This window comes from Streptomyces sp. NPDC031379, assembly GCF_055569615.1.
This window is the reverse complement of sequence record NZ_JBVIIT010000035.1, coordinates 1-13,550: the sequence shown is the minus strand read 5'-3', so window position 1 is coordinate 13,550 and position 13,550 is coordinate 1. Positions and strand designations below refer to the sequence as shown.

Sequence of the window (13,550 nt, the reverse complement as noted above, 5' to 3'; positions counted from 1 at the left end):
CGGCTCAGACAGCCGCCGGGCCCACCGAAGGCACCGCTTACTTGATCTTGTTGCCCGCCGAGCGCAGGTTCCGCGTGGCCTCGACGACACGCGCGGCCATGGACGCCTCGGCCAGCTTGCCCCAGGTGCGCGGGTCGTAGGTCTTCTTGTCGCCGACCTCGCCGTCGACCTTCAGGACGCCGTCGTAGTTCTTGAACATGTGGTCGGCGACCGGACGGGTGAAGGCGTACTGGGTGTCCGTGTCGATGTTCATCTTCACGACGCCGTTCTCCAGCGCGGTCAGGATCTCCTGCTCGGTGGAGCCGGAACCGCCGTGGAAGACGAAGTCGAACGGCGACTGCTTGCCGAACTTGGCGGCGACGCCGTCGTTCAGCTCCTTCAGCAGCTCGGGACGGAGCACGACGTTGCCCGGCTTGTACACGCCGTGCACGTTGCCGAAGGAGGCGGCGAGCAGGTAGCGGCCCTTCTCGCCCAGGCCCAGGGCCTCGGCGGTGCGGATCGCGTCCTCGACGGTGGTGTAGAGGGAGTCGTTGATCTCGTGCGAGACGCCGTCCTCCTCGCCACCGGTCGGGGTGATCTCGACCTCGAGGATGATCTTGGCGGCGCGGGCCTGCTCCAGCAGCTCCTGCGCGATCTCCAGGTTGTCCGCGAGGGTCTCGGCGGAGCCGTCCCACATGTGCGACTGGAACAGCGGGGCGAGGCCGGCCTCGACGCGCTTCTTGGAGAGCGCGAGCAGCGGACGCACGTACCCGTCGAGCTTGTCCTTCGGGCAGTGGTCGGTGTGCAGCGCGATGTTGACCGGGTACTTCTCGGCGATGATGTGCGCGTACTCGGCGAGCGCGACCGCGCCGGTCACCATGTCCTTGCTGTACTGACCGCCGAGGAACTCGGCACCACCGGTCGAGATCTGGACGATGCCGTCGCTCTCCGCCTCCGCGAAGCCGCGCAGGGCCGCGTTCAGGGTCTGGCTCGAGGTGACGTTGATGGCCGGGTAGGCGAACTTGCCTGCCTTCGCCCGGTCGAGCATCTCGTTGTAGACCTCGGGGGTTGCGATGGGCATGTGTCCGCTCCTTGAGTGTGCGGGTTGACGTGCTGCGTTACGGCCCTGACCTAGACCTTGGGGGTGACGTCATCGTCGTCCCCATCTTTCCAGACATGGGGCGCTGGTCCATGCCCCCACCAAGTCCAGGTCAAAGGGGCGTGTCAGTCCAGACCCAGTTCATCCTTCGAGAAGGCGAAACGGTACGGAACGCCCGCCCCGGCCTCGATCTTCTCCGCGGCGCCGGTCGCCCGGTCCACGATCGTCGCGACGGCGACGACCTCGGCGCCCGCCTCGCGCACGGCCTCCACCGCGGTCAGCGGCGAGCCGCCGGTGGTGGAGGTGTCCTCCACCACGAGCACCCGCCGGCCCGCGATCTCCGGCCCCTCCACCCGGCGCTGCAGGCCGTGCGCCTTCGCCGCCTTGCGCACGACGAACGCGTCCAGCCTCTTCCCGCGCGCGGCGGCGGCGTGCAGCATGGCGGCCGCGACCGGGTCTGCGCCCATGGTGAGCCCGCCCACCGCGTCGAACTCCAGGTCCGCGGTCAGGTCCAGGAGCACCTGGCCGACCAGCGGGGCGGCCTCGCCGTCGAGGGTGATGCGGCGCAGGTCGACGTAGTAGTCGGCCTCCAGACCGGAGGAGAGGGTCACCTTGCCGTGCACCACGGCCTTGTCCTTGATCTGCTGCAGCAGCGCGCCACGTACGTCCGTCATGCCGACCAGCTTAGAGCCGACGCCAGCTCCACGTGGTCGTCGCCTCCAGCGGCTCCAGCGGCGTGACCAGCCGCGGGTGGGTGTTGAGGCCGTTGGGCGGTCCGGTCTGCGGCTCGACGCACACGGCCTCGGCCTGCTCGTCGTAGACCACCACCCACTCCTCGCGGCTGGTCACCTTCAGCTCCAGCTGCCCGGGCCAGGTGAGGGTGACGTCGACGCCGCCCGGCATGCCGAAGCAGTCGTCCCAGGGGCCGGGCCCCGGGTCGACGCGGTTGCCGGTGGGCAGGTGGTCGGCGCCGCGCTCCTCCTGCCAGGCGGGCTCGAAGCCCAGCCGGACGTCCTCGCCGCCGAGGTTCCGGTGGAACCACGGGTGCCAGCCGATCTGCGCCGGGAAGGAGTCGTCGTGCGCCTCCACGGACATCGTCAGCGTCAGGCTGTCCTCGGCGAGCGCGACGATCTGGGTGACACGGCCGGCGTACGGCCAGGGGTCCACCAGCTCGTACGTGATCACCGCCTCGTCCTCCGAGACGCGCGCGGTGCGCCAGGCACCGTCGCGGGCGGTGCCGTGGATGGCGTGGGGCGGGGAGTTGAGCGGCATCTGGCGCACGGTGGCGCCGTCCAGGAAGCGGCCCTCCCGGATCCGGCCGCACCAGGGCACCATGGGGAAGCAACCGAAGCGCTCGCCCTGTCGCAGCAGCTCCACGCCGCCGATCCGCAGCCCACCGATACGGCCGCCGTTGCCCGGCAGCACGCTCACCTCCGCGTCGCCCGCGGTCAGCGTGATGTCTTCGTCACTCACGGCACGACCCTACTGGGGCGATCAAGACCGCGTCGCGTACGCGACGCCCCAGGGTTTCGTCTGGATCGGGCCGGACCCGGGCTGATCCGGACGAAGCCCCCTAGCGGCGTCGGCGCAGGGCGCGGGTGACGACGATCGCCGAGGCGAGCGCCAGGGCCGCGGCGGGCGCCGCCCAGCGCAGGGCCGGGCTCACGCCGATGCTCTGGGGGGCCGGTACGGGGGCGTAGCGGCCGCGCGGCGGGGCGTGGTCGACCTCCTCGGCGCTGCGGCCGATCATCGTCCGGCGTGCGTGCGCGGCCTCGGCGGGTGGTTCACCGGTGTCGGCGAAGTCCTCGGCGAGGCGGTCGGCCCCGTCGTCGCCGTGCTCGATCTCGTCCGGGACCTCGCGGTCCAGGGACGGCGGGGGCACCTCGGTGTCGAAGACGGAGGCGGGACGGTCGGCCGGGGGCCGCGGTTCCTCCCCCACGTCCGCCAGGCCCTCCACGAAACGGTTCAGCAGCCTCGTCGCCGCCGCGGTGACCGCCTCCGCCGGCAGCTCCGTGATCCGGCCGTCCGCGTCCGCCGTGCCCTCGACGGTGACGGTGCAGCCGCCGTCGGTGTCGGCGAGGCGCAGGGTGAGGGCGAGCTTGACCGTGCCGGTACCGCGGGCCTCGGTGGCGTCGCCCTCGACGGCGTACGCACCGTCCTCGCGGGCCACCACCCGTACCGCGCCCCGGTAGGTGACGGAGTGTCCGCCGACACGCAGCTTCAGCCGCCCGGCGACGGGTTCGGCACCGGCGTCCTGCTGCAGGCCGGGGACCGCCCGGGCGACGCGAGCGGGGTCGGCCAGTGCCGCTCCGAGCCGCTCGGCGGGAACCGGGACGAAGACCTGGTGCTCCATGTCCGCTGAGCCTACCCAGTCGCGGCCGGAACTCACCCGGCCTTGCCGGGGGCCGCGCCCCCGGACGCCCGTTTCAGTACCGCGGATGCACCAGCGTCGACGCCGGCAAGCCCTCGATCCGGGTCCGTTGCGCCGCCTCGCCGTCCGCCGCCAGCTCGGCCGGGTTCATGGTGCGCAGACGTTCGGGACCCAGACGCAGGGGCGGTGGAGTACGGCCCGGTGTCGCCAGCAGGAAGCCCCAGTCGTGCGGTGCCCGGGGCGTGCCCGTGGAGCGGTCGGGGCCGGCCGCGAAGCCGGAGTCGTGGCCCAGCACCCGGTAGGGGGCGGTGGCGAAGCCGGCCGCGCGGAGGGTCGCGGCGACCGTCCAGAAGACGCGGGGGCGGGTGGTGACGGACCCGGCGTGCACCACCAGGCGGCCGTGCGGGGCCAGGACGCGCCGGGCCAGGCCGTAGAACTCCTGGGAGTAGAGCTTGGTGCTGGCGGTGATGCCGGGGTCGGGCAGGTCGGCGATCACGACGTCGTACGCCGCCGCGGGGGCGCCGCGCAGCCGGCCGAGGGCGTCCGCGGTGGTGACGTGGACGCGGGGGTCGGCGTAGGCGTGGTCGTTGGCGGCGGACAGGCCGGGGTCGTGGCGGGCCAGCCGGAGCAGGCCGGGGTCGAGTTCGACGACGTCGACGCGGCGCACCCGGCGGTGGCGCAGCACCTCGCGGGCGGCCATGCCGTCGCCGCCGCCCAGGATCAGGACGCGCGCGTCGGAGGCGCCGGACAGGGCCGGGTGGACGAGGGCCTCGTGGTAGCGGCGTTCGTCGCGGCCGCCGACGCGGAGACGGCCGTCGAGGAAGAGGTCGAGGGGCCTGCCGTCGGTGCCGCCGGTCAGGACGACCTCCTGGACGCCGGTCTGCACCGCCACCCGGACGTCCTTGCCGTACACGGCGTGCCGGGCGGCCCGTTCGAAGTCGTCGGCGAGGGCCGCGGCGGAGGCGAGGACACCGAGGACGGTGAGGCCGACGAGGAGCAGGGTCCAGCGGGCACGGCGGGTGAGGTCGCGGCGGAAGAGGCCGAGGACGAGGGCGCCGCCCGCGACGACGTTGACCGTGCCGGTGAGCAGGGCGCCGGTCAGCTGGCCGAAGAAGGGCAGCAGCAGGAAGGGGAAGCCCAGACCGCCGACCAGGGCGCCGACGTAGTCCGCGGCGAACAGGTCGGCCACCGCGCCGCCCGCGTCCTGGCGGCGGATGCGCTGGATCAGCTCCATCAGCAGGGGGACCTCGGCGCCGATGAGCAGGCCGATGGCGAGGGAGAAGGCGACCAGCAGACAGCGCGGGCCCTCGGCCCACACCCCGCCCCAGCCGCCGGTCCAGGCGAACACGGCGTACAACACCATCGCGCTGCACCCGCCGACCAGCGCGAGGACCGACTCGACCGCGCCGAAACCGGCGGCGGCGTGCCAGCGCAGCCGCTTGGCGCCGAGGGAGCCGATGCCCATCGCGAACACCATCACGGACAGCACGACGGAGGCCTGGGTGACCGAGTCGCCCATCAAGTACGAGGCGAACGCCACGAGTTCGAGTTCGTACACCAGTCCGCAGGCCGCACAGACGAAGACGCACACGAGGACCAGGAACCGCCCGGTGCCGGGCCGGACGGGCAGCCGCGCGGGGCCGGTCCAGGAGGGCGGGGCGCCCGGGGGCGCCGGGGCGTGCGGTTCGATCACTCTGCGACGTTACGTCACGGGCTCGGTACGCTTCGTCACCCACACGTGTGGAAATGGAGGCAGTTGACGCACCCCGGGTTTATGACACCCGAACTCGCCCTAGCCCGGCTGCCCCACGGACGATCGCACCCCGACCCGGGTGCGGGTGGCCACCAACTGCCCGTCCTGCGGGTAGGCGTGCCAGGTGCGCCAGTGCACCTGGCCCTGGTGCCGCTGGGCCAGCATCGCGGTGAACGCGTGCGGGCTGCCGGGGAAGACGCCGGCGAGGCCGTGCGGATGGTCGGAGACGAGGGCCAGCAACTCCTGGGCCCGGCCCGCGAACGAGCCGGGCGTGAGCACCTCGACGCGGGCGGCGAACTCGTACTCCCAGTCGCCGACCCGCTTGGCCACACCCAGCGGGAGCGGCGTACTGGAGCCCGGAATACAGGCGACCGTCTCCGAGCAGGTGCCGCGCTTCTCCTCCAGGAGCACCTGGTGGGACGCGCCGAGCAGTCTCAACTGCAATATGGCGCCCGTGAGTTCGAGATCCAGGGTGGCCAGGGCGGGCAGCGGCTCGCGTCCCAGTGCCCAGGCGAGGTCGGCTGCGCGCGTATCGGTGTAGGAGGTGTTCAGGGTCGTGAGCATGGATCGGCTCCGCTAACACGCAAGGAGGGGGAGATCGGCCATGTCAGCCCAGCCGGCCCGGCCGGGGAAGGGAGTCTGTGGGACGTCCGAGGGGCTGCGTTGGCGATTTAGAGGGAATCATGAACAGAGGCGCCCCCACAGCGTTTTTACCCAACTTCGTGCGGTTTCCATCCCTCAGAGGGCTCCACAGCTCAACTGTTCAACTACGGCGTACGCCGGGCGCGGGGAGGTGACGGGCGAGCGCCCGCCGGAATGCCTTCGTCCGGCGGGCGCCCGCGCGTGGAAGCTCAGCTGCCCCGTGTCAGCTGCCTCCCCCGCATCCGCCCCCGCCACCGCACGACGAACCCCCACCACAGGAGGAGGAACCGCCGCCGCAGGAAGAGCCGCCCCCGCAGGACTGGTGACCCCCGCCGTGGTGACCACCACCGTGGTGGCCGCCCGAACCGGAGCCGCTGTCCGACCCACCGGCCCACCAGCTGGTGCTGCTGCTGCCGCTGCTGCTGCCCCCGCCGTACGAACGCGCGTTCCGGCGCACCGGGCTGCCCTTGCGCACACTGGCGATCACGACCCCGATCACCAGGACCATGAAGACCGTCAGGATGATGCCGTAGGTCATGGCGTCACCCTCCTTCCATTCCCCCGAAGCGGCCCCCCGTGGGCGCCTCGCCTGTCACCGCGTCCGGCGCGGTGACGGGGGGATGCCCGGCCGCCTCGAGGCGCAAAGCAGAGTTGAGGAACTCCAGAGCTTGGGCGCAGGATGACCGGCATGACCTCCACCGAGCGCCCGCACCTCGACCGCCGTCCCGCCGCCACGGGGCGGAGCCGCACAGGACGACTCGGCGGGACGACGATCTTCGCCGAGATGTCCGCCCTCGCCGTGGCCACCGGGTCGATCAACCTGGGCCAGGGCTTCCCCGACACCGACGGCCCCGAGGAGGTCCGGGAGGCCGCCGTACGGGCGCTGCGCGACGGTCGCGGCAACCAGTACCCGCCGGGCCCCGGCATCCCCGAGCTGCGCACCGCGATCGCCGAGCACCAGCTGCGCCGCTACGGACTGTCGTACGACCCCGACACCGAGGTGCTGGTCACGGCAGGCGCGACGGAGGCGATCGCGGCCTCGCTGCTGGCGCTGGTCGAGCCCGGGGACGAGGTCGTGGCGCTGGAGCCGTACTACGACTCCTACGCGGCGAGCATCGAGCTGGCCGGCGGGACGCGGGTGCCGGTGACCCTCAGGCCGTACGACGGCAGCTTCCGGCTGGACCTCGACGAGCTGCGCGCCGCCGTCACCGACCGCACCCGGCTGCTGCTGATCAACACCCCGCACAACCCGACCGGCACGGTCCTCACGCGCGCCGAGCTGGCCGCGATCGCCGAGCTGGCGGTGGAGCGGGATCTGCTGGTGGTGACGGACGAGGTCTACGAGCACCTGGTCTTCGACGGCGCCGAGCACCTGCCGCTGGCCGCCTTCCCCGGGATGCGCGAGCGCACGGTGAGCATCGGCTCGGCGGGCAAGACCTTCTCCTTCACCGGCTGGAAGGTCGGCTGGGTGACGGCCGCGCCGGAGCTGGTCGGCGCCGTCCGCTCGGTGAAGCAGTTCCTGACGTACGTCTCCTCGGGCCCCTTCCAGTACGCGGTCGCCGAGGCCCTGGCCCTGCCGGACTCCTACTTCGCGGACCTCCGACGCTCCATGCAGGACCGCCGGGACATCCTCGCGCGGGGGCTGACCGAGGCGGGCTTCGAGGTCTTCAAGCCGGCCGGCACCTACTTCATCACCACCGACATCCGCCCCCTCGGAGAGAAGGACGGCTTCGCCTTCTGCCGCGCCCTGCCGGAGCGGGCGGGCGTGGTCGCCATCCCCAACGCCGTCTTCTACGACGACCGGGAGGCGGGGGCCCCCTTCGTGCGGTTCGCCTTCTGCAAGCGGGAAGAGGTGCTGCGGGAGGCGGCGCAGCGGTTGCGGGGCATGTGAGCCGCCCGCGCGGGCTCCGTACGGGACCCGCGCGGACGCCGGTCCTGTACGCGACACAGGTGAACCGGTGACGCGCTCGGGCGTCCGCTGCTCGCATCGGCGCCCGGGCCCTTGCAAGGTGCGGTGGTGTGACCCACGCCAGCACCGTCCTCGTCCCACCCGCCGTCACACCGCAGCCGGCGCCCGAGCGGCGGACCGGGCCGTCCCCCGGCCGCGCGAGCGCCCTCGCGGTGGGCCTGTTCCTGAGCGCGCGGCTCACCGGTACCGCCGTGCTGGCCCTGGTCGCGCAGGCCGCAGGCAAGCACCCGCTCACCCTGCTCGGCCGGTCCTGGGACTCGGTCTGGTACCTGGGGATCGCCGCGCACGGCTACGGCCACTCCCTGCACCTGCGCTCGACCACCGTCAGCGACCTGGCGTTCTTCCCGCTGTACCCGGCGCTGGTGCGGACGGTCACCACGCTGACGCCGCTCGGCGGGATCGGCGCCGGGCTGCTGGTGTCGTGGACGGCGGCCGCCGTGGCCGCCGCCGGGATCCACGCGGTCGGCTCCCGGCTGCACGGGCGCTCGGTCGGCATCGCACTGGTGCTGCTGTGGGGCCTGCTGCCGCACTCGGTGGTGCTGTCGATGGCGTACACCGAGCCGGTGCTGACCGCGTTCGCGGCCTGGTCGCTGTACGCGGTGCTGGCCGGGAACTGGCTGTGGGCCGGCTCCCTGGCGGCGTTCGCGGGACTCGCCCGGCCGAACGGGTTCGCGGTCGCCGCCGCCGTGCTGGCCGCGGCCGGCGCCGAGCTGTGGCGCCGCCGCGGCCGGGTCGCCCACAGGCTGTGGACGGGCGCGGCGCTCGCCCCGCTGGGCTGGACGGCGTACCTGCTGTGGGTCGGCCGGCGCACGGGGAACCCGCTCGGCGGCTACTTCGAGGTGCAGCGGCGCTGGGGGTCCCGGTTCGACTTCGGGCAGGGCGCGCTGGACGTCGTGCGCCGCGTGCTGCTGCACGGGGGCCGGTTCCCCTTCCCGGTGGCGCTGATCATCGTGGTGGCCGGCGCGCTGCTCTACGCCCTGCTGCTCCTGGAGCGCGCGCCCCTGCCGCTTCTCGTGCACAGCGGGGTGCTGCTGCTGATCGCGCTCGGCGGGTCGGGTTTCTTCGAGTCCAAGCCGCGGTTCCTGCTGCCGGCGTTCCCGCTGCTGCTGCCGCTCGCCCGGGCGGTGGTGCGCACGGCGAGAGCCCGGCCCTGGCACGCGACCGTGGTGGTCGCGTCCCTGGCCGGGCTCAGCTGTGCCTACGGCGCGTACCTCGTGGTGTTCGGGCGCGTGCCGCTGTGACGGGCCGGCAGCCCGCAGGAGCTACTCTCCGTCGTCCTCGGGCTTCTCCGCCTCGTCGACCTCCTGCTCCAGGCCGAGCTGCTCGATGAGCCACTTGTCGAACTCGATCGCGGCCCGCACCCAGCTGACCGTGGAGGAGACGAAGTGGTTGATGTCGACGCCCGTGCCGATCAGCATCTGGGCCTCGCCGATCAGACGGACGGTGCCGTCGTCGTGGGTGTGGGTGTACACCTTGGGCCACAGGGTGCGGCGGTTCCAGTCGTCGACGGACTCCAGCAGCTGCGGCTTCTCGCCGATCTGGTGGGGGCGGTCGTAGAAGGTCCGCACCGAGAAGACCGCCTGCTCGGCCTCCCCGCGGAACATGAAGTAGGTGCGGAACTGCTCCCACGGCGCCGCGAGGTCACCCTCCTCGTCGACGACGTACTTCAGCTCCATCTGGTCGAGGAGCTGCTTCACGAGGTCCTGATCCGGGACGACGGGGCCCGCCGGTCCTTGGGGCTGCGGTTCGGGCTGGCCCCCGAAGTTCGGAATCGAGGACGGGTCGATGCTCACCGTGTATTTCCCTTCATGCGGATCCCGCCATCCTCCCCCATGCGGGGAGGGGGGTGGCAAGCCCCGGCATGACCTGTCAGCCATGGGCTGACATGATCCGGCTGGTCGGGTGAGGCGAGCGGGTGACGGAGGCCGAAATGGCGGCACGGGGGCGGACCGGATGGGGGCTTTTCGCGGCGGTCGGGGTGCTGCCCGGTGTGGTGCTGATCTGGCTGGTCGTGGCGGTGGTGAGGTTCGCGACCTCCGACTACCCGCTGGGTGGGGAGCCGGAGGAGGCCGCGTGCGCCGAGGCGCTCGCCTTCGGCGGGGCGAAGCTGCCGGACGGGGCGTACGACGCCGAGTGCACGGTGCAGGCGTGGCTGGACACCGACTACGTGGCCCGGTTCCGGATGCCGCGGGACGGCGTGCGCGACTGGCTGAGGACCACCTATCCGGACGCGCCGGAGCCGAAGGCGGAGTACTGCTACCCGGACTCCGTCGACCTCTGTCTCGACCTCGCCTTCCACGAGGGCTTCGCGCACTACGCCGGCCAGGTCCCCGGCAAGTCCGACCCCGGCTTCGGCGCGTACGCCGTGAACGTCGACGTGACGTACGAGGGCCCGGACCGGGCCCTCGTACGGTTCTCGGCGTTCACCACCTGAGCGTCACAGCGTCTTCCCGGTCGCCGGGCCCACCAGCAGGCCCTCGCCGAAGCGGTCCACGCGGACCGTGTCGCCGTCCTTGATCTCGCCGGAGAGGATCTCCTTGGCGAGCCGGTCGCCGATGGCGGTCTGCACGAGACGGCGCAGCGGCCGGGCGCCGTAGGCCGGGTCCAGGCCCTCCTCGGCGAGCCACTCCAGCGCCTGCGGGGTGATCTCCAGACCGAGCCGGCGCTCGGCCAGCCGCCTGGCCAGGCGGTCGAGCTGGAGCTGCGCGATCCGCTCCAGCTCGGGCTTGGTCAGCGCCGAGAAGACCACCAGGTCGTCGAGCCGGTTGAGGAACTCCGGCTTGAAGGAGGCACGGACGACCTCCAGCACCTGTTCCCTCTTCTCCGCCTCGCTGCTGAGCGGGTCGACCAGGAACTGGCTGCCCAGGTTGGAGGTGAGCACCAGGATGGTGTTGCGGAAGTCGACCGTACGGCCCTGACCGTCGGTCAGGCGGCCGTCGTCCAGCACCTGGAGCAGGATGTCGAAGACCTCGGGATGGGCCTTCTCCACCTCGTCCAGCAGGATCACGCTGTACGGGCGGCGGCGGACGGCCTCGGTGAGCTGGCCGCCCTCCTCGTAGCCGACGTAGCCGGGAGGCGCGCCGACCAGCCGGGCCACGCTGTGCTTCTCGCCGTACTCCGACATGTCGATGCGGACCATGGCCCGCTCGTCGTCGAAGAGGAAGTCGGCGAGCGCCTTGGCGAGTTCGGTCTTGCCGACACCGGTCGGGCCGAGGAAGAGGAAGGATCCGGTGGGACGGTCGGGGTCGGCGATGCCGGCCCGGGAGCGCCGTACGGCGTCGCTGACCGCCCGCACGGCCTCGGTCTGGCCGATGAGCCGCTTGCCGATTTCGTCCTCCATGCGCAGCAGCTTCTGCGTCTCGCCCTCCATCAGGCGCCCGGAGGGGATGCCGGTCCAGGCGGCGACGACGTCGGCGATGTCGTCGGAGCCGACCTCCTCCTTGACCATGGTGTCCCTGGCGACCTCCTCCTCGGCGGCGGAGGCGGCCTCCAGCTCCTTCTCCAGCTGCGGGATCTCGCCGTAGAGCAGCTTGGCCGCGGTGTCGAAGTCGCCGTCGCGCTGGGCGCGCTCGGCCTGGCCGCGCAGGTCGTCCAGCCTCTCCTTCAGCTCACCGACCCGGTTGAGGGACTGCTTCTCCTTCTCCCAGCGGGCGGTCAGGCCGCGCAGCTCCTCCTCCTTGTCGGCAAGGTCGCGGCGCAGCTTCTCCAGGCGTTCGCGGGAGGCCGGGTCGGTCTCCTTGGCGATCGCCAGCTCCTCCATCTTCAGCCGGTCGACCGCGCGCTGCAGTTCGTCGATCTCGACCGGGGAGGAGTCGATCTCCATGCGCAGGCGGGAGGCCGCCTCGTCGACGAGGTCGATGGCCTTGTCCGGCAGGAAGCGGGAGGTGATGTACCGGTCGGACAGGGTGGCGGCGGCCACCAGCGCGCTGTCGGCGATCTGCACCTTGTGGTGGGCCTCGTAGCGGCCCTTCAGCCCGCGCAGGATCGCGATGGTGTCCTCGACGGTCGGCTCGGCGACCAGCACCTGCTGGAAGCGGCGCTCCAGGGCGGGGTCCTTCTCGATCCGCTCCCGGTACTCGTCCAGCGTGGTCGCGCCGACCATGCGCAGCTCGCCACGGGCCAGCATCGGCTTGAGCATGTTGCCCGCGTCCATGGCCGAATCCCCGCCGGCGCCGGCGCCCACGACGGTGTGCAGCTCGTCGATGAAGGTGATGATCTGCCCGTCCGACTCCTTGATCTCGGCGAGCACCGCCTTCAGCCGCTCCTCGAACTCGCCCCGGTACTTGGCGCCGGCCACCATCGCGCCCAGGTCCAGCGCCACCAGCCGCTTGTTCCTCAGCGACTCCGGTACGTCCCCCTTGACGATCCGCTGGGCGAGCCCCTCGACGACGGCGGTCTTGCCGACGCCGGGCTCGCCGATGAGGACGGGGTTGTTCTTGGTGCGGCGGCTCAGTACCTGCACGACCCGCCGGATCTCCTGGTCCCGTCCGATGACCGGGTCGAGGCGGCCCTCGCGGGCGGCGGCGGTGAAGTCGGTGCCGAACTTCTCCAGGGCCTTGTACTGACCCTCGGGATCGGCGGTGGTCACGCGGCGTCCTCCCCTGGCCTTGCGGAAGGCCTCCAGCAGCTTCTTGGCTTCGGCGCCCTGCTCCTCGAGCACCTCGCCGGCGGCGCCGCCCTTCGCGGCGATGCCGATCAGCAGATGCTCCGTGGACAGGTACTCGTCACCGAGGTCCTTGGCGCGCTCGCCGGCGTCGGCGATCACGGCCAGCAGCTCCCGGTTGGGCTGCGGGGGCGCGACCGTGGAACCGGTCACGCTGGGCAGCCCGGCCAGGATCCGCTCCGTGCCGGAGCGTACGGCGGCCTGGTCGGCGTCGACGGCCACGAGCAGGTCGGTGATGTTCTCGTTGTCCTGCCCCTGGAGCAGAGCCAGCAGCAGGTGAGCGGGGGTGAGGTCCGGGTGCCCCTCGGTCACGGCCCGGTTGCCGGCCGCGTTGATCGCGTCCCGGCTCCTGTTGGTCAGCTCGGCGTCCACGTATCCGTTCTCCTCCTCGGCCTCTCTCCACTGCTGACTTAACCAGCGTACACAAAGTTGAGTCTATTCCACTCAATGTCAGAGGGCGGGCTTTCGGGCTAGGTTGCGGGCATGGTGACGCACTCCGTAGACCCCGCCGCCCCGGACGAGCCCTACCTCGCGTTCTGGCGTGAGCGGCATCTGTGCACGCTGACCACGCTCCGGCCCGACGGCAGTCCGCACGTGGTGCCGGTCGGGGTGACCTACGACCCCGGGGCCCGACTGGCCAGGGTGATCACGAACAGGACCTCCGCGAAGGTGTCCCACGTGCTCTCGGCCGGCCCCGGGGGCGCCCGGGTCGCGGTGTGCCAGGTGGACGGCCGGCGCTGGGCCACGCTGGAGGGGCGCGCGACGATACGGACGGAACCGGAGCGGGTCGCGGATGCGGTGCGGCGCTACGCCGAGCGCTACGAGCGGACGCCGGGGCCGAATCCGTCACGCGTGGTGATCGAGATCGAGGTGGAGCGGGCACTGGGCCACGGCTGACCGTCCTCCGGCTGCCGAACGGCTGGTTTCGGCCACCATGGAAGCGCGCCCATGCCGTGAAATGTCCCCATAAAACTGCAGCGGGGGGGGGGGGGGGGGGGGGGGGGGGGGGGGGGGGGGGGGGGGGGGGGGGGGGGGGGGGGGGTGGGGGGGGGGGGGGGGGGGGGGGGGGGGGGG

Annotated in this window: 13 protein-coding genes; 4 read left to right on the top strand and 9 right to left on the bottom strand. The window is 72.3% G+C overall.

All coding sequences use genetic code 11. The annotated features are described in order from the left end of the window. Nucleotides 1-37: 37 nt before the first annotated feature. The 7 genes from fbaA to ACZ5CW_RS36855 form a co-directional block, all read right to left on the bottom strand. Nucleotides 38-1,060 carry a class II fructose-bisphosphate aldolase gene (fbaA, locus tag ACZ5CW_RS36885; RefSeq protein ID WP_468609395.1) on the bottom strand — a complete coding sequence of 341 codons (1,023 nt, stop codon included), beginning with the start codon at nt 1,058-1,060 and terminating at the stop codon, nt 38-40. Nucleotides 1,061-1,203: 143 nt separating this feature from the next. After that, nucleotides 1,204-1,752, bottom strand: a complete 549-nt coding sequence (gene pyrE / locus ACZ5CW_RS36880; protein ID WP_208899688.1) for an orotate phosphoribosyltransferase — start codon at nt 1,750-1,752, stop codon at nt 1,204-1,206. 10 nt (nt 1,753-1,762) lie between these two features. Further along, the gene (locus ACZ5CW_RS36875) at nt 1,763-2,551 is read right to left on the bottom strand and encodes an aldose epimerase family protein (protein ID WP_468609392.1); all 789 of its coding nucleotides are present in this window, start codon (nt 2,549-2,551) and stop codon (nt 1,763-1,765) included. Nucleotides 2,552-2,651: 100 nt separating this feature from the next. Beyond that, a complete protein-coding gene (locus ACZ5CW_RS36870) occupies nt 2,652-3,431 on the bottom strand; it encodes an SRPBCC family protein (RefSeq protein WP_468609390.1) in 780 nt (259 codons plus the stop codon). 73 nt (nt 3,432-3,504) lie between these two features. Further along, entirely contained in the window at nt 3,505-5,142 is a 1,638-nt protein-coding gene (locus ACZ5CW_RS36865) for a polyamine aminopropyltransferase (RefSeq protein WP_468609388.1), read from the bottom strand. 99 nt (nt 5,143-5,241) lie between these two features. After that, nucleotides 5,242-5,766: a DUF2617 family protein gene (locus tag ACZ5CW_RS36860; protein ID WP_468609386.1), complete on the bottom strand. Its 525-nt coding sequence runs from the start codon at nt 5,764-5,766 to the stop codon at nt 5,242-5,244. 301 nt (nt 5,767-6,067) lie between these two features. Continuing rightward, nucleotides 6,068-6,382 carry a hypothetical protein gene (locus ACZ5CW_RS36855; protein WP_468609384.1) on the bottom strand — a complete coding sequence of 105 codons (315 nt, stop codon included), beginning with the start codon at nt 6,380-6,382 and terminating at the stop codon, nt 6,068-6,070. A gap of 141 nt (nt 6,383-6,523) precedes the next feature. Here ACZ5CW_RS36855 and ACZ5CW_RS36850 point away from each other — a divergent pair, with 141 nt between their 5' ends. Continuing rightward, on the top strand, nt 6,524-7,735 hold the full coding sequence (locus ACZ5CW_RS36850) for a pyridoxal phosphate-dependent aminotransferase (RefSeq protein ID WP_468609382.1): 1,212 nt from the start codon (nt 6,524-6,526) through the stop codon (nt 7,733-7,735). 128 nt (nt 7,736-7,863) lie between these two features. Continuing rightward, nucleotides 7,864-9,054, top strand: coding sequence for a mannosyltransferase family protein (locus ACZ5CW_RS36845; RefSeq protein WP_468609380.1), 1,191 nt, complete (start codon nt 7,864-7,866; stop codon nt 9,052-9,054). 21 nt (nt 9,055-9,075) lie between these two features. Here the strand turns inward: ACZ5CW_RS36845 and ACZ5CW_RS36840 are convergent, their stop codons facing one another. Next, nucleotides 9,076-9,606 (bottom strand): type III secretion system chaperone family protein, encoded by a 531-nt coding sequence (locus tag ACZ5CW_RS36840; RefSeq protein WP_468609378.1) that lies wholly within the window; start codon nt 9,604-9,606, stop codon nt 9,076-9,078. Between the two features lie 122 nt (nt 9,607-9,728). Here ACZ5CW_RS36840 and ACZ5CW_RS36835 point away from each other — a divergent pair, with 122 nt between their 5' ends. Beyond that, nucleotides 9,729-10,247, top strand: coding sequence for a hypothetical protein (locus ACZ5CW_RS36835; protein WP_468609376.1), 519 nt, complete (start codon nt 9,729-9,731; stop codon nt 10,245-10,247). 3 nt (nt 10,248-10,250) lie between these two features. Here the strand turns inward: ACZ5CW_RS36835 and clpB are convergent, their stop codons facing one another. Continuing rightward, on the bottom strand, nt 10,251-12,848 hold the full coding sequence (clpB, locus tag ACZ5CW_RS36830; protein ID WP_468609374.1) for an ATP-dependent chaperone ClpB: 2,598 nt from the start codon (nt 12,846-12,848) through the stop codon (nt 10,251-10,253). Between the two features lie 111 nt (nt 12,849-12,959). Here clpB and ACZ5CW_RS36825 point away from each other — a divergent pair, with 111 nt between their 5' ends. Beyond that, nucleotides 12,960-13,373: a pyridoxamine 5'-phosphate oxidase family protein gene (locus tag ACZ5CW_RS36825; RefSeq protein ID WP_468609372.1), complete on the top strand. Its 414-nt coding sequence runs from the start codon at nt 12,960-12,962 to the stop codon at nt 13,371-13,373. The last annotated feature ends 177 nt before the right edge of the window (nt 13,374-13,550 follow it).